This is a genomic window from Pseudomonas sp. 10-1B (assembly GCF_000935045.1).
In the GTDB taxonomy this organism is placed as follows: Bacteria; Pseudomonadota; Gammaproteobacteria; order Pseudomonadales; family Pseudomonadaceae; genus Aquipseudomonas.
The window spans coordinates 38352-56746 of record NZ_JYKS01000013.1 but is presented as its reverse complement, the minus strand read 5'-3'; the positions used below and the strand labels follow the sequence as shown (position 1 = coordinate 56746).

Annotated in this window: 14 protein-coding genes and 1 pseudogene; 11 read left to right on the top strand and 4 right to left on the bottom strand. The window is 65.4% G+C overall.

The annotated features are described in order from the left end of the window. Positions 1 to 1666 precede the first annotated feature (1666 nt). From TZ03_RS31925 to accC, 5 genes and pseudogenes are all read left to right on the top strand, one after another. Positions 1667 to 2182 (top strand): annotated as a pseudogene (locus tag TZ03_RS31925) (methyl-accepting chemotaxis protein); the annotation flags it as partial. Between the two features lie 221 nt (positions 2183 to 2403). Then, entirely contained in the window at positions 2404 to 4176 is a 1773-nt protein-coding gene (locus TZ03_RS09590; protein ID WP_051097305.1) for a protein-disulfide reductase DsbD, read from the top strand. Positions 4177 to 4355: 179 nt separating this feature from the next. Further along, positions 4356 to 4811, top strand: a complete 456-nt coding sequence (gene aroQ / locus TZ03_RS09585; RefSeq protein ID WP_003255330.1) for a type II 3-dehydroquinate dehydratase — start codon at positions 4356 to 4358, stop codon at positions 4809 to 4811. Positions 4812 to 4910: 99 nt separating this feature from the next. After that, a complete protein-coding gene (gene accB / locus TZ03_RS09580) occupies positions 4911 to 5372 on the top strand; it encodes an acetyl-CoA carboxylase biotin carboxyl carrier protein (RefSeq protein WP_051097303.1) in 462 nt (153 codons plus the stop codon). 17 nt (positions 5373 to 5389) lie between these two features. Next, positions 5390 to 6745: an acetyl-CoA carboxylase biotin carboxylase subunit gene (accC, locus tag TZ03_RS09575; protein ID WP_051097301.1), complete on the top strand. Its 1356-nt coding sequence runs from the start codon at positions 5390 to 5392 to the stop codon at positions 6743 to 6745. A 172-nt stretch (positions 6746 to 6917) separates the two neighbouring features. Here the strand turns inward: accC and TZ03_RS09570 are convergent, their stop codons facing one another. Next, positions 6918 to 8771 (bottom strand): sigma-54-dependent Fis family transcriptional regulator, encoded by a 1854-nt coding sequence (locus tag TZ03_RS09570; protein WP_051097299.1) that lies wholly within the window; start codon positions 8769 to 8771, stop codon positions 6918 to 6920. A 283-nt stretch (positions 8772 to 9054) separates the two neighbouring features. On the opposite strand from TZ03_RS09570, the gene TZ03_RS09565 reads away from it, so the two are divergent. The 6 genes from TZ03_RS09565 (at position 9055) to TZ03_RS09540 (ending at position 16001) form a co-directional block, all read left to right on the top strand. Beyond that, entirely contained in the window at positions 9055 to 10110 is a 1056-nt protein-coding gene (locus TZ03_RS09565) for an ATP-NAD kinase family protein (RefSeq protein WP_051097297.1), read from the top strand. A 22-nt stretch (positions 10111 to 10132) separates the two neighbouring features. Further along, positions 10133 to 11110 carry a thiamine pyrophosphate-dependent dehydrogenase E1 component subunit alpha gene (locus TZ03_RS09560; protein WP_051097374.1) on the top strand — a complete coding sequence of 326 codons (978 nt, stop codon included), beginning with the start codon at positions 10133 to 10135 and terminating at the stop codon, positions 11108 to 11110. A gap of 33 nt (positions 11111 to 11143) precedes the next feature. Continuing rightward, the gene (locus TZ03_RS09555; protein ID WP_051097294.1) at positions 11144 to 12166 is read left to right on the top strand and encodes an alpha-ketoacid dehydrogenase subunit beta; all 1023 of its coding nucleotides are present in this window, start codon (positions 11144 to 11146) and stop codon (positions 12164 to 12166) included. Beyond that, complete coding sequence (locus TZ03_RS09550; protein ID WP_051097292.1) at positions 12163 to 13269, top strand: acetoin dehydrogenase dihydrolipoyllysine-residue acetyltransferase subunit; 1107 nt, start codon at positions 12163 to 12165, stop codon at positions 13267 to 13269. Before TZ03_RS09555 ends, TZ03_RS09550 begins: the two co-directional genes overlap by 4 nt. Before the next feature lie 326 nt (positions 13270 to 13595). After that, positions 13596 to 15329 (top strand): C13 family peptidase, encoded by a 1734-nt coding sequence (locus TZ03_RS09545; protein WP_051097290.1) that lies wholly within the window; start codon positions 13596 to 13598, stop codon positions 15327 to 15329. Between the two features lie 27 nt (positions 15330 to 15356). Continuing rightward, on the top strand, positions 15357 to 16001 hold the full coding sequence (locus tag TZ03_RS09540) for an oxidoreductase (protein ID WP_051097288.1): 645 nt from the start codon (positions 15357 to 15359) through the stop codon (positions 15999 to 16001). Between the two features lie 110 nt (positions 16002 to 16111). Here TZ03_RS09540 and TZ03_RS09535 read toward each other — a convergent pair whose 3' ends face one another. Genes TZ03_RS09535 through mpl form a run of 3 tightly spaced genes read right to left on the bottom strand, consistent with a single transcriptional unit; the run spans position 16112 to position 18371 of the window. After that, on the bottom strand, positions 16112 to 16399 hold the full coding sequence (locus tag TZ03_RS09535) for a YceK/YidQ family lipoprotein (RefSeq protein ID WP_051097286.1): 288 nt from the start codon (positions 16397 to 16399) through the stop codon (positions 16112 to 16114). Continuing rightward, on the bottom strand, positions 16396 to 17025 hold the full coding sequence (gene ubiX, locus TZ03_RS09530) for a flavin prenyltransferase UbiX (protein WP_013970698.1): 630 nt from the start codon (positions 17023 to 17025) through the stop codon (positions 16396 to 16398). Before ubiX ends, TZ03_RS09535 begins: the two co-directional genes overlap by 4 nt. Beyond that, on the bottom strand, positions 17022 to 18371 hold the full coding sequence (mpl, locus tag TZ03_RS09525) for a UDP-N-acetylmuramate:L-alanyl-gamma-D-glutamyl-meso-diaminopimelate ligase (RefSeq protein ID WP_051097283.1): 1350 nt from the start codon (positions 18369 to 18371) through the stop codon (positions 17022 to 17024). Before mpl ends, ubiX begins: the two co-directional genes overlap by 4 nt. Between the last annotated feature and the right edge of the window lie 24 nt (positions 18372 to 18395).

Here is an 18395-nt window from a genome sequence, read left to right as displayed (position 1 = left end):
GCGGGCTTGCCCGCTCCCACAGGAATTCCACACTCCTGAGACTGAAGGTAAACCTGTGGGAGCGGGCAAGCCCGCGAAGAGGCCAGTGCAGGCCACCCAATAGAGGCACTGTGCCACTTTTTTCTGGCGCCACATCCCTTGTCGTCATCACCTCGTCACAAAATCGCAATAACTTCAGGCACCTATCTCCCCACTCCCCTCCCGCAGGAAGTTCGCGGCTATGCGCCTGAAGTGGCTGACCAATTTCAACACCCTGTTGCTAGTGACCGTCTGCATCGCCCTGGGCGCCACCTTGTGGTGGTCGCAGCGTGCCCTGGAGCGCCCCTACCAGATGATGGAGCGCTACCTGGGCCTGTCCCAACAGTTCCAGAACCAGGCAGCACGCAACATCCAGGCTTATCTGGGCAGCGGCGATGCCCTGCGCCATGCTGCAGCCATGGAGGCTAACCAGCAGTTGCAAGCCGCCTTGTCCGTGTGGACTGACGAATTGGCCGGCAAGCTGCGCCCTAGCCTGGACAGCCTGCAGGCCTTCACCGCCAACGAACTGCTGGCCGCTGGCAAACTGGCCGGCGACCCACAAGCCCTGCTGCTGCAGGCCGAGCGGGAACTGGGGGCCAACTTCGAGCAACTGGCCGGCTACGCCCGCGACAGTGACAGCGCCGACGCCCACCGCTACTTGCTGCCATTGCTCGATGCCACCGTGCACCTGGGCCGCCTGTCGCTAGCCCGGGACAAGCTGGTCAGCAGTGGCCGGCCAGAGCTGGCCGACGAAGTGGAGCGCGAGCTGCAACTGATCCGCGCCCAGGCCCAGGCCATCGACGGCCTGCCGTTGCTGGGCGTGACCCGCGCGGCCGAATCCGGTGCCGACGACTTCGCCGCCATGATGGGCCTGGAAACCCAGGCCAGTGCCCAGCAGGAAGACATTGCCGTTGGCCTCAAGCGTGAACTGCAAAGCCTGCTCAGCCGCTACCCGGCCGAGCTGCAACGCACCCGCGAACAGATCGAGCGCCGCGCCGCCTTGGCTGCCAGCACTGGCCAGCGCCTGGAGGCGGTACAGCAGGCCATCGCGGCGCTGGAACCCGAGGTACGTGGCCAGCACGCGAAGATTGCCGCCGAGGTGCGCATCATCCAGGGCCTGATGATCGGCCTGATCCTGCTCATCGCCCTGCTGATCGACACCTTGCAGCGCCGCCTGGCACGCACCCTGACCGGCCTGGCTCCGGCGCTGTCGCGCTGGGCCGAAGGTGATTTCGCCCAGGCCATTGCCCTGGGCAAGACCAACCGCGAACTGCACGACATCCAGGAATCGCTCAACCGCCTGCGCCAGTACCTGGTGGAGCTGGTCGGCACCATCCGCCACAACGCCGAGCAAGTGGCCGGCAGCAGCCACGCCCTGGCCGGCATGAGCGCCGCCCTGCACCACGGCGCCGAACGCCAGGCCGGCGATACCGGGCAGATCCGCGATGCCCTGGGCGAGCTGGAGGCGACCATCCAGCAGGTGGCCGGCGATGCCAGTGCCGCCGCCGATGCCAGCCGCGATGCCGGGCGCGCGGTGGAGCAAGGCCAGACGGTGATCGGCCAAAGCTTGTCAGGCTTGCGCGAGCTGGTCGAGGAAGTGCAGGGCAACGCCCTCATGATCGAACAACTGGCGGAAGAGTCGGCGACCATCGGCGGGGTACTGACAGTGATCCGCTCGATTGCCGAACAGACCAACCTGCTGGCCCTGAACGCCGCGATCGAAGCCGCCCGTGCCGGTGAAATGGGCCGTGGCTTTGCCGTGGTGGCGGATGAGGTGCGTTCGCTGGCGCAACGCACCACGGGGGCTACCGGTGAGATTCAGGCATTGATCGACCGCTTGCAGCAGGCGGCCAGAAGCTCGGTGGCCGGCATGCGTGCGCAGCTCGAGCATGCCGAAGCCACGGCCAACCAGGCCCAGGCGGCGGATGGGGCGCTGGATGAGATTGTCTGTGCCATTCGGACCATCTCCGATACCGCCGTGCGGATTGCCGATGTCACGGCGCAGCAGAGTGGCGCGGTGAGTGAGATTCGTGACCATAGCGAGCGGATTCATGAACTGGGTGAAGACAATTTGCAGCGCATTGGCGAGGGGCGCGAGCAAGGTGAGCAGTTGCTGAGTCTGGGCGGTGAGCTGAACCGGGCGGTGCGGGCGTTCAGAGTCTGATCGGGCCTGCACAACACCTGTGGGAGCGGCCTTGCGTCGCGAAAGGGCCGCAACGCGGCCCCGGCGATATCAGCGGTGCTACACATATCCTGGGGGCGCTTTGCACCCCTTTCGCGACACAAGGCCGCTCCCACAAGGCAGGTGTACGCCTTCATGATGACGGAGGCCAATCCACAACAGTTCCGCTATCATGCCCGCACGTTCCACCTCGCGAGTCCGCCATGCGCCGCCTGTTTTTCCTGCTGTTCCTGCTGCTGGCCAGCCCTGCCTTCGCCACGGGCCTGCTCGACAACCGCCCCAGCGCCACCCTCGGCGCCGCTTCGCTGGCCAACAACGCCGACTTCCTGCCGGTGCACGAGGCCTTCAAGCTCAGCCTGGTCCAGGCCGATGCCCAGACCATCAAGCTGCGCTTCGTCGCCAGCGATGGCTACTACCTCTACCGCCACCGCTTGCAGTTGCGCACGGAACCGGCCGACATCGCCCTCGGCACGCCGAACATCCCCAAGGGCGAAGCCAAGCACGATGAGTTCTTCGGCGATGTCGAGGTGTACCACGGCGTGCTCGACATCGAACTGCCACGCAACGACCCACGTGCCTTCACCCTGCTGGTGGGCTACCAGGGCTGCGCCGACAAGGGCCTGTGCTACCCGCCGGAAACCGCACGCCTGAGTATCGATGGCGAAGGCGGCGCAAGCACGACAGCTGCTGCCGAGCACAGCTGGAACTGGAAATCGCTGCTGCTGTTCTTCCTCGCCGGGGTCGGCCTGACCTTCACCCCCTGCGTGCTGCCGATGCTGCCGATCCTGTCTGGCGTGGTGCTGCGCGGCCAGGTCGGCGGCCTGCGCGGGCTGGCGCTGTCGCTGGCCTACGTGCTGCCGATGGCGGCCAGCTTCGCGGTGCTCGGCGCCCTGATGGGCCTGTTCGGCGCGGGCCTGAACCTGCAGGCACGCCTGCAGTCGGCCTGGGTGTTGGTGCCTTTCGCACTGTTCTTCGTGGTGTTCGCCCTGGCCATGTTCGGCCTGTTCGAACTCAAGCTGCCACAGGCCTTGAGCAACCGCCTGAACAACGTCGCCAACCACACCAGGGGCGGCTCGCTGTTGGGCGCAGCGGTGCTGGGCGTGCTCTCCAGCCTGCTGGTTTCGCCGTGTGTGTCGGCGCCGCTGGCCGGTGCCCTGCTGTATATCAGCGCCAGCGGCGATGCCTGGGGCGGTGCGCTCAAGCTGTTCGCCCTGGGCTTGGGCATGGGAGCACCGCTGCTGTTGGTGGCCACCGGCGGCGCCGCCTGGCTGCCGAAAAGCGGCCCTTGGCTGAACACGGTAAAGAACGCTATCGGTGTACTGCTGCTGGGGCTGGCCATCGGCTTGCTCAGCCGTGTATTGCCAGGCCCGGTGACCCTGCTGCTGGTCGGTTTCCTCGCCGCGGGTGTAGCGCTGTTCCTCGGCGCCCTGGAGTTCGTCGTCAAGACCGCGCGCCAGCGCCTGGCGCAACTGCTCGGCCTGGCCTTGCTGGTGTACGCCCTGGCCTGCTGGTACGGCGCCCTGAGTGGCCAGGGCGATCCGCTGCGCCCGCTGCCGACCGCAACGCTTGCCGCCGCCGGCAACAGCTCGGCGGCCCAGGCAGATACCTGGCAGACCATCACCACCCCTGCCGCGCTGGACGCCGCCCTGGCCCAGGCCAAGGCGGCCAGCCAACCGGTGCTGCTGGACTGGTACGCCGACTGGTGCATCAGTTGCAAGGTGATCGAGCGCGAAGTGCTCAACGCGCCGCAGGTGCAAGCGCAGCTGGCAGGCTTCAAACTGCTGCGTTTCGACATCACCGAAAGCAATGCCGAGCAACGCAGCCTGCTCGACCGCTACCAGCTGTTCGGTCCGCCCGCGCTGCTGTTCTTTGCTGCGAACGGCAGCGAAATAACCGCTGATCGGGTCATTGGCGAGATAAACGCCGGTGAATTTGCGCACATTCTGACGCGCGTGCGCGGCAAAGTCGGTCTATAACTTCCCGCTAACCGTGAAAAATCCTCGCCTGAGTGACCAGATTTAATTATTTGGTCACATACTTCGCGCGAACCTCGGACATCGTGCTGGCTATTGCCGGGAACTGGACACTTGCCGTCGCTTTACGGCACACTCGCCGCGCTGTGTCGAATTGCCCTACAAATCCAAGGAATCCGCAGATGGCAACGCTACTGGTGCTCCACGGCCCCAACCTCAACCTGCTCGGCACCCGCGAGCCTGGCCACTACGGCGCCGTGACCCTGGCCCAGATCAACCAGGACCTGGAGCAACGTGCCCGCGCCGCAGGCCACCATCTGCAGTACCTGCAGAGCAACGCCGAATACGAACTGATCGACCGCATTCACGCCGCACGCAACGAGGGTGTGGACTTCATCCTGATCAATCCGGCTGCTTTCACCCATACAAGCGTCGCATTACGTGACGCATTGCTTGCGGTGAGCATCCCATTCATCGAAGTGCACCTGTCCAACGTGCACAAACGCGAACCGTTCCGTCACCACTCCTACTTTTCCGATGTCGCCGTAGGGGTGATCTGCGGCCTGGGCGCCAGCGGTTATCGCCTGGCCCTGGAGTCCGCGCTGGAACAACTGGCTGCCAACGCACAGCCCAAATGATGAAAACCCTGGCCTCAGTGGGCCAGGGTTCGAGAGAAACGTTCAGTTACGTTTTTTTGTATTTCGCCCCCTGACCGAACCTTTGGGAGTTGATGATTAATGGATATCCGTAAAGTCAAGAAACTGATCGAGCTGCTGGAAGAGTCTGGCATCGACGAACTGGAGATCAAGGAAGGCGAAGAGTCGGTCCGTATCAGCCGTCACAGCAAAACCCCAGCTGCCCAACAGTACTTCGCACCGGCTCCAGTAGCTGCTGCTCCTGTTGCCGCCCCGGTTGCCGCTGCTGCCCCGGCTGCCGAAGCCGCTGCCGCCGCCCCGGCCCTGAAAGGCACCGTGGTCCGTTCGCCAATGGTCGGTACCTTCTACCGCAAGCCTTCGCCGACCTCGCCGAACTTCGCTGAAGTGGGCCAGACCGTGAAGAAAGGCGACACCCTGTGCATCGTCGAAGCCATGAAGATGATGAACCACATCGAAGCCGATATTGGCGGTGTCATCGACGCCATCCTGGTAGAAGACGGCCAGCCGGTTGAGTTCGACCAGCCGCTGTTCACCATCGTTTGAATCGCGGAGAGCCAACGATGTCTGGGAAGCTCGAAAAAGTCCTGATCGCCAACCGCGGGGAAATTGCCCTGCGGATCCTGCGTGCCTGCAAAGAGCTGGGTATCAAGACCGTCGCCGTGCACTCCACTGCCGACCGTGAACTGATGCACCTGGGCCTGGCAGACGAGTCGGTCTGCATCGGCCCTGCATCGTCCAAGGATTCCTACCTGCATATCCCGGCGATCATCGCTGCCGCCGAAGTGACCGGCGCCACCGCGATCCACCCGGGTTACGGCTTCCTGGCGGAAAACGCCGATTTCGCCGAGCAGGTGGAAAAATCCGGTTTCGCCTTCATCGGCCCGAAAGCCGACACCATTCGCCTGATGGGCGACAAGGTTTCGGCCAAGGACGCGATGATCAAGTCGGGCGTACCGACCGTACCGGGCTCCGACGGCCCGCTGCCGGAAGACGAAGAAGTCGCCCTGGCGATTGCCCGTGACGTCGGCTACCCGGTGATCATCAAGGCCGCCGGTGGCGGTGGTGGTCGCGGCATGCGCGTGGTGCACAAGGAAGAGGACCTGATCGCCTCGGCCAAGCTCACCCGTACCGAGGCCGGTGCTGCCTTCGGCAACCCGATGGTCTACCTGGAGAAGTTCCTGACCAACCCACGCCACGTGGAAGTGCAGGTTCTGTCCGACGGCCAGGGCAACGCCATCCACCTGGGCGACCGTGACTGCTCGCTGCAGCGCCGTCACCAGAAGGTGCTGGAAGAAGCACCAGCCCCGGGCATCGACGAGAACGCCCGTCAGGAAGTGTTCAAGCGCTGCGTCGATGCGTGCATCGAGATCGGCTACCGTGGTGCGGGTACTTTCGAGTTCCTGTACGAAAACGGCCGCTTCTACTTCATCGAGATGAACACTCGTGTGCAGGTTGAGCACCCGGTGTCGGAGATGGTCACTGGCATCGACATCGTCAAGGAGATGCTGAGCATCGCCGCTGGCAACAAGCTGTCGTTCCGCCAGGAAGACGTAGTGATCCGCGGCCACTCGCTGGAGTGCCGGATCAACGCCGAAGACCCGAAGAAGTTCATCCCGAGCCCAGGCACGGTGAAGCACTTCCACGCTCCAGGCGGCAACGGCGTGCGCGTCGATTCGCACCTGTACAGCGGTTATTCGGTTCCGCCGAACTACGACTCGCTGATCGGCAAGCTGATCACCTACGGCAAGGACCGCGACGAAGCCATGGCGCGCATGCGCAATGCCCTGGACGAGATCGTCGTCGACGGCATCAAGACCAACATCCCGCTGCACCGCGACCTGGTGCGTGATGACGGTTTCTGCAAAGGCGGCGTCAACATTCACTACCTCGAGCACAAACTGGCCAACCAGGAGTGATCGTGTAGTGTGATGTAGCAGAACCCCGGACTTGTTCCGGGGTTTTTTATTGCCTGTCAGGGCCTCATCGCCGGCAAGCCAGCTCCCACAGGTACTGCACATGACTTGAGGTCGATGCGGTCGGGGTGGGAGCTGGCTTGCCGGCGATTGGGCTGCAAAGCAGCCCCAGGCCCTATCCCTTCATCCGCGGCATCTCGATGCGATGCTCATGCACCCGCCGATACAGGGTGGCCCGCGAAATCCCCAGCGCCCGCGCCGCATCGGCCGGCTTCCAGCGATGGCGAATCAGCGCATCCAGCAACAACTGCCGGGCCGGGCACGACACCCCGCTGTCACTCGCAGCAACCACCTCGCCCCGCACCTCCTGCGGCAAGTCCTGCAGCCGCACCTGCTCACCCTCACTCACCGCACAGGCATAGCGCAATACTTGCCGCAGTTGGCGCAGATTGCCCGGCCAGCGATAAACCAGCAGCGCCTGCAGCGCATCATCTGCCAACAGCACTTCTACCCCGCAGGCCTCGGCCTCTTCAGCCAACAACTGCTGAATCAGCCCCAACCGGTCCTCGCGCTCGCGCAGTGGCGGCAACTCGAAGCGGGCATTGGCCAGGCGGAAGTACAAGTCCTCACGAAAACGCCCATCCGCTACCATCGCCGCCAGATCGCGGTGAGTGGCGCAGATCACCTGGATATCCACCCGCTCCCGCCGCGCCGCCCCCAGTGGCGCCACTTCGCCCTCGGCCAGCACCCGCAACAGGCGGGTCTGCAGGTTCAACGGCATATCGCCGATCTCGTCGAGGAACAGCGTGCCGCCATCAGCCTGCTGCAACAGCCCCTGCATGCCTTTGCTGGAAGCCCCGGTAAACGCCCCGGCCACATAGCCGAACAGCTCGCTCTCGATCAGGCTTTCCGGGATGGCCGCACAGTTCAGGGTTACGAACGGGCCGTCGCGGCGCTGGCTCTGCTGGTGCAACTGGCGGGCGAACACCTCTTTGCCAGCGCCGGTCTCGCCCTGCACCAACACCGCCAGGTTGCAGTCCTTGACCCGCGTGGCCAAGCGCAGGTGTTGCTCGATACGGGCATCCTGGGCCTGGCGCAAGGGCTGCGCGTGCGGGCGTTGCTGCGGTGCGCTGACCCGGCCATACAGCCCGCCCAGACCGGGCAGGCGCTGGGCCGACGACGTGCTCACCCGGCGCAGCTGGTCGATGTCGAGCAGTTCGCCAATATGCTCGGGCAAACGCCCCAGGCGCTCCACCAGACGCTGCCGCGCCAGGCTGTTGATCGCCTGCAGGCGACCATCGGCATCCCAGGCCAGCAGGTAGTCGGGCTGGCTTTCCACATAGCCCGGCGTGCCATGGGCACGCATCACCCAGTGGCCCTGGGCGCTGTGCATGAAAAAGGCGTTTTCGATCTCGCGCGCAGTCTGCTCGACCAGCTGGCGGATCAGGTGCTGGCTGCGGCGGTCGTCCGGTGACTGCAAGGCCGACACATCGACCACGCCCAATAGCTCACCCAGCGGGTCGAACACCGGTGCGGCAGTGCAGGTCAAGCCGATGAACGCAGCACGAAAGTGATCGCGCTTGTGCACCGTGACTGGCGCCTTGCTGGTCAGCACCGCTGCCACGCCGCAAGTACCCTCCTCGCCTTCCGACCAGCAAGTACCCAGGTACAGCCCGGCCTTGCGGCAGTCGTTGCGAATGGCCGACTCGACCCGGTAGTCGATGGTGCGCCCCTGGGCATCGGTGAGCAGTACGCAGTAATCGGCAGCGCGCACCCGCTCGTGCAGGCGCGCCACGGCATCGCTGGCGATGCGCAGGAACAGCTCGGCGCGTTCGCGGCATTCGTTGAGCAGGCTTTGCGACAGGATGCGTGGCCCCTGCTGGGACCCGGGGTCGAGACGGTACAGCTCCATGGAACGGCGCCATGAATCGAGGATCAGCGGTGGCACCGGCGCCTGCGGCAGGCGGTCGGCATTTTTCAACACCCTGCTGACGCAGTCGACATGGGCTCGGGAGTTCGCGGCAAGCATTCAGGCCCTCCGGTTCTCGTTGCTGTTTTTATCGTTGTCCGGCCATTAAGCGCTTCCGCGCATGCCCCGACAAGCACTGTGTGATTACCGGCTGGCTTGAGACGCAGCGTCTCAATGTCTCGACAACGTCGGCTCCGCGCTGGCACCCAGCGTCTCGCCAGCGCTGCCAGGTTTGCTTGCCTGAGCGCAAGCAAACCGCTCTGGCGCGCGCACTTCAGCCAGCAAGAAGAAAGCTGGCACCGCGCTTGCTCCTGCCTTGGCAAACAAAAATACGAGGTGCGCCATGCCGCTACCCGCGCCGACCGTCGGCATCATCGCCAACCCTGCCTCTGGCCGCGACCTGCGCCGCCTGACCGCCAATGCCGGGCTCTATTCGAGCACCGACAAGGCCTCGGCGATCCAGCGCCTGCTCGCCGCCTTCGGTGCCACCGGCATCGGCCAGGTGCTGCTGCCCAGCGACATGACCGGCATCGCCGCCGCCGTGCTCAAGGGCAGCCAGGGCCCGGTTGCCCGTGACCAGCACTGGCCGGCCATCGAGATACTCGACCTGCCACTGACTCAGACCGTTGCCGATACCCGCCTGGCCACCCGGCGCATGGTCGAACGCGGCGTGGCGATGATCGCCGTGCTCGGCGGCGACGGCACGCACAAGGCAGTCGCCGCCGAAGCCGGGGACGTGCCGCTGCTGACCCTGTCCACCGGCACCAACAATGCCTTCCCCGAACTGCGCGAAGCCACCAGCGCCGGCCTGGCGGGTGGCTTGCTCGCCAGCGGCCAGGTGCCGGCCAGTATCGGCCTGCGCCGCAACAAGCGCCTGTTGGTGAAGGTGCCCGAGCAACAGCTTGCCGAGTGGGCCTTGGTGGAGGTGGCAGTGTCGCCCCAGCGCTTCATCGGCGCCCGGGCGCTCAGCCGCAGCGAGGACCTCAGCGAAGTCTTCGCCTGTTTTGCCGAGCCGCATGCCATCGGCCTGTCGGCCCTGTGCGGCCTGTGGTGCCCGGTTTCGCGCCAGGACCCGCACGGCGCCTGGGTACGCCTGAACCCCGGTGCCGAACAGGCGCTGCTCGCGCCATTGGCGCCCGGCCTGCTGCAAGGCTGCGGCATCACGGCCAGCGGCCCACTGACGCCCGGCGTCGCCCATCGCCTGAGCCTGGCCAGCGGCACCCTGGCCCTGGACGGTGAACGCGAAATCGAATTTGCCGAGCACGACACACCCACCGTCACCCTCGACCACCAAGGCCCCTTGAGCGTGGACGTCGAGGCCGTGCTGGCGCATGCCGCCCGCCATCACCTGCTGGCCGTCCCGCGTGGCCACCGACTGCACCCTGCAAACCCGTGTTGAGACAACCCTGGAGAACAACAAGATGTCCAATCAACTCAGTACCGAACAACTGCTGCATGCCTATGAAGTGATGCGCACCATCCGCGCCTTCGAAGAACGCCTGCACGTGGAGTTCGCCACCGGCGAGATCCCTGGCTTCGTCCACCTGTATGCCGGCGAAGAAGCCTCCGCCGCCGGGGTCATGGCCCACTTGCGCGACAGCGACTGCATCGCCTCGACCCACCGCGGCCACGGCCACTGCATCGCCAAGGGTGTAGACGTGTACGGCATGATGGCCGAGATCTACGGCAAGAAGACTGGCGTGTGCGGCGGCAAAGGCGGCTCGATGCACATTGCTGACCTGGAAAAAGGCATGCTCGGCGCCAACGGCATCGTCGGTGCCGGCGCACCGCTGGTGGCCGGGGCCGCTCTGGCGGCCAAGATCAAGGGCCGCGACGACGTGTCGGTGGCCTTCTTTGGCGATGGCGCCTCCAACGAAGGCGCGGTGTTCGAGGCCATGAACCTGGCGTCGATCATGAACCTGCCGTGCATCTTCGTCGCCGAGAACAACGGCTATGCCGAGGCCACCGCCTCGACCTGGTCGGTGGCTTGCGACCATATCGCCGACCGCGCCGCTGGCTTTGGCATGCCGGGGGTGACCATCGACGGCTTCGACTTCTTTGCCGTGCATGAGGCCGCCGGCGCCGCCATCGAACGCGCCCGCGCCGGGCAAGGGCCGTCGCTGATCGAGGTCAAGCTCAGCCGCTACTACGGCCACTTCGAAGGCGATGCGCAAACCTACCGCGCGCCCGATGAAGTGAAGAACCTGCGCGAGTCCCGCGACTGCCTGCTGCAGTTCCGCAACAAGACCACCCGTGCCGGCCTGCTCAGCGCCGAGCAACTGGATGCCATCGACGCCCGCGTCGAGGACCTGATCGAAGACGCCGTGCGCCGCGCCAAGTCCGATCCCAAGCCACAGCCCGCCGACCTGCTCACCGACGTCTACGTCACCTACCCCTGAGCCGCGGATTACAAGAACAACAGGAGAACCACCATGGCAAGAAAGATCAGCTACCAGCAGGCCATCAACGAAGCCCTGGCCCAGGAAATGCGCCGCGACAGCACGGTGTTCATCATTGGTGAGGACGTGGCCGGCGGTGCCGGCGCACCCGGCGAGGATGACGCCTGGGGTGGCGTGCTGGGCGTGACCAAAGGCCTGTATCACCAGTTCCCGGGCCGCGTGCTCGACGCGCCGCTGTCGGAAATCGGTTACGTGGGCGCTGCCGTTGGTGCCGCCACCCAGGGCCTGCGCCCGGTGTGCGAACTGATGTTCGTCGACTTCGCCGGCTGCTGCCTGGACCAGATCCTCAACCAGGCGGCCAAGTTCCGCTACATGTTCGGCGGCAAGGCGGTCACCCCGCTGGTGATGCGCACCATGTACGGCGCCGGCCTGCGCGCAGCGGCCCAGCACTCGCAGATGCTCACCTCGTTGTGGACGCACATCCCCGGCCTGAAGGTGGTCTGCCCGTCCTCCCCTTACGATGCCAAGGGCCTGCTGATCCAGGCTATCCGCGACAACGACCCGGTGATCTTCTGCGAGCACAAGTTGCTGTACAGCATGCAGGGCGAGGTGCCGGAAGAGGTGTACAGCGTACCGTTCGGCGAAGCCAACTTCCTGCGCGATGGCGACGACGTGACCCTGGTCACCTACGGGCGCATGGTGCATGTGGCGCTGGAGGCCGCCAACAACCTGGCCCGCCAAGGCATCGACTGCGAAGTGCTGGACCTGCGCACCACCAGCCCGCTGGATGAGGACAGCATTCTGGAAAGTGTGGAAAAGACCGGCCGCCTGGTGGTGATCGACGAAGCCAACCCGCGCTGCTCCATCGCCACCGACATCAGTGCGCTGGTGGCGCAGAAGGCTTTCGGCGCGCTCAAGGGCCCTATCGAAATGGTCACCGCACCGCACACCCCGGTGCCGTTCTCCGATGCCCTGGAAGACCTGTACATCCCTGATGCGGCGAAGATCGAGGCCGCCGTGCGCAAGGTGATCAACGCCGCAAGGAGTGCCGCATGAGCCAGATCCATACCCTGACCATGCCCAAATGGGGCCTGTCGATGACCGAGGGCCGGGTGGACACCTGGCTGAAGCAGGAAGGTGACGAAATCGACAAGGGCGACGAGGTGCTGGACGTCGAGACCGACAAGATCAGCAGCAGCGTCGAAGCGCCGTTCAGCGGGGTGCTGCGCCGCCAGGTAGCCAAGCCGGATGAAACCCTGCCGGTCGGCGCACTGCTGGCGGTGGTGGTGGAAGGCGAAGCCACAGATGCTGAAATCGATGCCGTGGTGCAGCGCTTCCAGGCCGAATTCATTGCCGAAGGTGGCGCCGACCAGGCCCAGGGGCCAGCCCCGCAGAAGGCTGAAGTAGACGGCCGCCTGCTGCGCTGGTTCGAACTGGGCGAAGGCGACACCCCGCTAGTGCTGGTGCACGGCTTTGGCGGCGACCTGAACAACTGGCTGTTCAATCACCCGGCGCTGGCGGCCGAGCGCCGCGTGATCGCCCTCGACCTGCCGGGGCACGGCGAGTCGGCCAAGGTCCTGCAGCGCGGTGACCTGGATGAGTTGAGCGAAGCCGTACTGGCCCTGCTCGACCACCTGGGCATCGCCAAGGCGCACCTGGCGGGCCATTCCATGGGCGGCGCGGTGAGCCTGAACGTGGCGCGCCTGGCGCCGCAACGGGTGGCCAGCCTGAGCTTGGTGGCTAGTGCCGGCCTGGGCGAGGCGATCAACGGGCAGTACCTGCAAGGTTTCGTCGCCGCCGCCAACCGCAATGCGCTCAAGCCGCAGATGGTACAGCTGTTCGCCGACCCGGCGCTGGTCACCCGGCAGATGCTGGAGGACATGCTCAAGTTCAAGCGCCTGGAAGGTGTGGACCAGGCCCTGCAACAGCTGGCATCGGCGCTCGCCGACGGCGACCAGCAGCGCCACGACCTGCGCGAGGTACTGGGGCAGCACCCGGTGCTGGTGATGTGGGGCGGCAAGGACGCGATCATCCCGGCCAGCCATGCCGAAGGTTTGGAGGCTGAGGTGCTGGTGCTGGCGGAAGCTGGGCATATGGTGCAGATGGAGGCGGCTGAAGAGGTGAATCGGAGGATGGTGGAGTTTCTGCGGGGGCACTGAAAGGATGAGGTGCATGACTTGGGGTGGCGTTGAGGCATAGAAGTGCATGCCTTGGCTTTTGCAGCGCCTGTGAGATCGAGCGCCGCCCGCGCGGCGCATCGCCGGCAAGCCAACTCCCACAGGTACTGCACAAGCCCCCAGGGCAGCACAAATCCTGTGGGAGCGGGCATGCCCGCGAAGCAGGCGACTCGGTGGATGGCACCGGCTTCGCCGATGTTCGCGGGCACGCCCGCTCCCACAGGCGCATGCCCCATCTGCTTATGCCATATCTGTCTCAGCCCCACATTCTGCGTCATACTCGGCAGACCTATTGCCCGGTCTTCACCATGCGTCCACTGCTACCCATTACCCTGGTCCTGCTGCTCGCCGCCTGTGGCGATGGCGAATCGCTGCTGCCGCCGGACGCGCGCCTGCCCGACGGCGGGCGTTACCGGGGCGAGGTGGTCGATGGCCTGCTGCAGGGCGAGGGGCGCATCGACTACCCCAACGGCAGCTGGTACGCCGGCAGCTTCAAGAACGGCCAGTGGCACGGCCAGGGCGAGTGGCATGGCCGCAACGGCGAGGTGTACCGCGGCCAGTTCGCCAAGGGGCTGTTCCAGGGCCTGGGCGACCTGACTACCCCGGGCAGCCACTATGCCGGCACCTTCAGCCACGGCCGCCGTGACGGCGAAGGCACCCTCAAGCAGGCCGACCAGACCTACCGCGGCCAATTCAAGGACGACCTGTACGAAGGCGCGGGCGAGCTGGAACTGGCCGACGGCAGCCGCTACCAGGGCCTGTTCGCCAAGGGCCAGCCCAACGGTGCCGGAGTGCGCAGCGATGCCAGCGGCAACCAGTTCAGCGGCCGCTTCGTCAACGGCCAACTGCAAGGCAGCGGCACCTATGAAAGCATCGACGGCGAACAATACATCGGCGAGTTCAAGGACAACCGCCTGGAGGGACGTGGCCGCTACGAAAGCGCCGATGGCGATGTGTGGATCGGCGAATTCAAGGACGGCTCGCTGATTGGCGAAGGCGAGCTGCTGGGCAGCGACGGCAGCCACTACAAAGGCAACTTCGCCGACTGGCGCCTGTCGGGCCAGGGCAGCCTGCAACTGGCCGACGGCAGCAGGTACATCGGCAGCTTCCTGAACGACGCCTACCATGGCAAGGGGCGGCTGATCCTGGCCAACGGCAAGGTCGAAAGCGGCGTCTGGGCCAACGGCGTGCGCGTGCGCGACCACAAAGGCAAGCTGCTGCCCGACCCACTGGACCTGGCCTTACTCAACCAGGGCCGGCTGCTGGAGGAGGCGCTGGCCCGGGTACCGCGCTCGGCGCCGCCGATCCAGCTGTACAGCCTGGTGGTGGCCGGTGATGGCCAGCAGAGTGTGTTCCTGCGTGAAGCCGACTACGTCAGCAACATGCTCAAGGTGCGCTTTGGCGCCCGTGGCCAGGTCACCTTGGTCAACCACCGCGACCACATGGCCAGCCGCCCCATGGCCACCCGCGAGAACCTCAGCCGCGCCGCCCGCACCCTGGCCGAGCGCAGCGGCCCCGAAGACCTGGTGTTCATCTATCTCACCAGCCATGGCAGCCACGACCACCAACTGGTGCTCGACCAACCGCGCCTGCAACTGGCCGACCTGTCGGCCGACGAACTGGCCAGCGCCCTGGCGCCCTTGAAAGACCGCGACAAGATAATCGTCATCTCTGCCTGCTATTCAGGTGGCTATATCGCACCGCTCAAGGATCAGCGCACCGTGATCATGACCGCCGCCCGTGCCGATCGTGTCTCCTTCGGTTGCTCGGAAGAAGCGGACTTCACCTACTTTGGCGATGCTCTGTTCGCCGAGGCGCTGAACCAGACCGACGACCTCAAACAGGCGTTTGAACTGGCGCGCGCCAGCGTTGCCGAAAGAGAACGAAGGGAAGGTTTCGAGGCTTCCGAGCCGCAGTTGTGGGCGCCGCCGGACGTGCTTGAACACTGGCAGCACCTGCGCCGGCAACAGGCCGAAGAAGCGTTGCGTAATGCCGCACAGGCCAACGTGGAGGAACAGGCAAAAACGCCCGGCAGCCACTAAGCTTGTGTGTAACAAGGGAGAGACATCATGTATTTGACGCCTCAGCATGTCCTGCTTGCCGGTGCCACCGGTCTGACAGGTGAACACCTGCTCGACCGCCTGCTCAACGAGCCCACCATCACCCGCGTACTGGCGCCTACCCGCCGGCCGCTGGCCGAGCACCCGCACCTGGAAAACCCGGTAGGCGACCCGGCGGTGTTTCTCCCGCAGCTGGCCGGGCGGGTCGATATCGCTTATTGCTGCCTGGGCACCACGCTGAAGCAGGCCGGCTCCGAATCGGCCTTCCGGGCGGTGGACCTGGACATGGTGGTGGCGTTCAGCAAGCGTGCCAGGGAGTTGGGCGCACGGCATCTGCTGGTGGTCAGTGCGGTGGGTGCCGACCCTGAATCGTCGATTTTCTACAACCGGGTCAAGGGCGAGATGGAAGAAGCGCTCAAGGCCCAGGACTGGCCGCAGTTGACCATCGTGCGGCCGTCTTTGCTGCTGGGCGAGCGGATCGAGCCGCGGCTGAGTGAAAAGTTGGCTTCGCCGTTTTCCAGGTTGTTACCCGGTAAGTACCGGGGGATCGAGGCCTGCACCCTGGCCCGGGCGCTGTGGCGGCTGGCGCTGGAGGAAGAGGATGGGGTGCGGATTGTGGAGTCGGATGAGTTGCGCAGGTTGGGCAAGAAATAGGCTTTACCTGTGATGGCCTCTTCGCGGGCATGCCCGCTCCCACAGGTAAATCATCAGGGCTGAGAGCGGCGCAAATCCCCGTAGGAGCGGGTTTACCCGCGAAAGGGCCCTCACAGGCCACCAGTAGCCTGGAAACCCACCCCTGCTGCTGTAAGCAATGACAACGGCAACAACAGGGTATCGAGCAACATGCTCCCGGGCAGGTCCAACCCTGGGTACGCCGGCGCATCAGTCCCGTAATGATCCCGCGGGCAACACCCGCCATTGATCACGTACAAGTCCAACCGGGTACCGGCGTATACCACCGGCGCCCCAGGCTTGTTGGCATCCAGCGTGCGCACCGTGGCGCAGCCACTAAGCAACAACAGCGCCAGCAAACCCGCCAGCGCTCGCTTCAATCATCCACCCCGAAGTGATGCTCCCCCCAACGCGGCAACATGTCCTGGGGTATGTTCAGCAGGTTGAGAATACGCGCCACGACGAAGTCGACCAGGTCGTCGATGGTCTGCGGCTGGTGATAGAAGCCCGGTGCCGCCGGCAGGATCACCGCGCCCATCTGCGACAGCTTGAGCATGTTCTCCAGGTGGATGGTGGAGAACGGCGCTTCGCGTGGCACCAGGATCAGTTGCCGACGTTCCTTGAGGGTGACGTCGGCGGCGCGTTCGATCAGGTTGTTGCAGGCACCGGTGGCAATCGCCGACAGCGTACCGGTGGAACACGGCACCACCACCATCGCCGCCGGGGCGCCAGACCCCGAGGCTACCGGCGACATCCAGTCTTCCTTGCCATACACACGGATCTGCCCGTCGGCGGCGCCGGTGTATTCGGTGAGGAAGGCCTGCATCGCCTGAGGCTTGGCCGGCAGCACCACGTCGGTCTCGGTGGCCATCACCAGTTGCGCGGCCTTGGAGATCAGGAAGTGCACCTCGCGGTCCTCACGCACCAGGCAATCGAGCAGGCGCAGGCCATACTGGGCGCCCGAGGCGCCCGTCATGGCCAGGGTGATGCGCTCCGGCCCGCTCACTTCAGCGCCTCGGCCAGCTTGCCGTGCAGGCCGCCGAAGCCGCCGTTGCTCATGATCACCACGTGGGTGCCGGGCCGAGCCTGGCCCTTGACCCGCTCGATGATCGCTTCGAGGCTGTCGGCGACCACGCTCGGCACTTTGCACTGCGCGGCGGTGGCGGCCAGGTCCCAGCCCAGGTTGGCCGGCGCGTACCAGATCACCTGGTCGGCGTCGTTGACGCTTTCCGGCAGGCCGTCACGGTGGGCGCCCAGCTTCATCGAGTTGGAGCGCGGCTCGATCACCGCGATTACCGGGGCCTCGCCAACGCGCTTGCGCAAGCCGTCGAGGGTGGTGGCGATGGCGGTCGGGTGGTGAGCGAAGTCATCGTAGATGGTCACGCCCTGCACCTCGGCGACCTTCTCCATGCGCCGCTTGACGCTCTTGAAGGCACTCAGGCCGTCGATGGCCATGGCCGGCACTACGCCTACATGGCGGGCCGCCGCCAGGGTGGCCAGGGCGTTGGCGACGTTATGCTGGCCGGTCAGCGCCCAGTCCACCACACCTTGCGCTTCGCCTTCGAACAGCACTTCGAAGCGCGAACCGTCGGCGCTGAGCAGGCGGGCTTGCCACTGACCACCCGCCCCGGTGGTCTGCACCGGGGTCCAGCAACCCATGCCGATTACCCGCTCCAGCGCCTGCTCGGTGGTCGGGTGGATGACCAGGCCTTCGCTGGGGATGGTGCGTACCAGGTGATGGAACTGTCGCTCGATCGAGGCCAGGTCCGGGAAAATGTCCGCATGATCGAACTCAAGATTGTTGAGGATCGCGGTGCGTGGGTGGTAGTGGACGAACTTCGAGCGCTTGTCGAAGAAGGCGCTGTCGTACTCGTCAGCTTCGACCACGAAGAACGGCGTGTCACCCAAACGGGCCGACACCGAGAAGTTCTGTGGCACACCGCCAATCAGGAAGCCCGGGCTCATGCCGGCGTGCTCCAGCACCCAGGCCAGCATGCTGCTGGTGGTGGTTTTGCCGTGGGTACCGGCAACCGCCAGCACCCAGCGGCCTTGCAGCACGTGATCGGCCAGCCACTGTGGCCCGGAGACATAGGGCAGGCCCTTGTTCAGCACGTACTCCACCGCCGGGTTGCCGCGCGACATGGCGTTGCCGATGACCACCAGGTCTGGCGCCGGGTCCAGCTGGGCCGGGTCATAGCCCTGGGTCAGTTCGATGCCCTGGGCTTCGAGCTGGGTGCTCATCGGGGGGTAGACGTTGGCGTCCGAACCGGTGACGCGGTGGCCAAGTTCCTTGGCCAGCACCGCCAGCGAACCCATGAAAGTGCCGCAAATACCGAGAATGTGAATATGCATGGTCGACCTCGCAAAACATCGAGG

Excerpts from the sequence above, each read along its gene's own strand:
- TZ03_RS09590 (WP_051097305.1), top strand. The coding sequence starts at position 2,404 with ATGCGCCGCCTGTTTTTCCTGCTGTTCCTGCTGCTGGCCAGCCCTGCC.
- TZ03_RS09550 (WP_051097292.1), top strand. The coding sequence starts at position 12,163 with ATGAGCCAGATCCATACCCTGACCATGCCCAAATGGGGCCTGTCGATG.
- accC (WP_051097301.1), top strand. The coding sequence starts at position 5,390 with ATGTCTGGGAAGCTCGAAAAAGTCCTGATCGCCAACCGCGGGGAAATT.
- TZ03_RS09540 (WP_051097288.1), top strand. The coding sequence starts at position 15,357 with ATGTATTTGACGCCTCAGCATGTCCTGCTTGCCGGTGCCACCGGTCTG.
- TZ03_RS09560 (WP_051097374.1), top strand. The coding sequence starts at position 10,133 with ATGTCCAATCAACTCAGTACCGAACAACTGCTGCATGCCTATGAAGTG.
- aroQ (WP_003255330.1), top strand. The coding sequence starts at position 4,356 with ATGGCAACGCTACTGGTGCTCCACGGCCCCAACCTCAACCTGCTCGGC.
- TZ03_RS09570 (WP_051097299.1), bottom strand. The coding sequence starts at position 8,771 with ATGCTTGCCGCGAACTCCCGAGCCCATGTCGACTGCGTCAGCAGGGTG.
- mpl (WP_051097283.1), bottom strand. The coding sequence starts at position 18,371 with ATGCATATTCACATTCTCGGTATTTGCGGCACTTTCATGGGTTCGCTG.
- TZ03_RS09555 (WP_051097294.1), top strand. The coding sequence starts at position 11,144 with ATGGCAAGAAAGATCAGCTACCAGCAGGCCATCAACGAAGCCCTGGCC.
- TZ03_RS09545 (WP_051097290.1), top strand. The coding sequence starts at position 13,596 with ATGCGTCCACTGCTACCCATTACCCTGGTCCTGCTGCTCGCCGCCTGT.
- accB (WP_051097303.1), top strand. The coding sequence starts at position 4,911 with ATGGATATCCGTAAAGTCAAGAAACTGATCGAGCTGCTGGAAGAGTCT.
- TZ03_RS09565 (WP_051097297.1), top strand. The coding sequence starts at position 9,055 with ATGCCGCTACCCGCGCCGACCGTCGGCATCATCGCCAACCCTGCCTCT.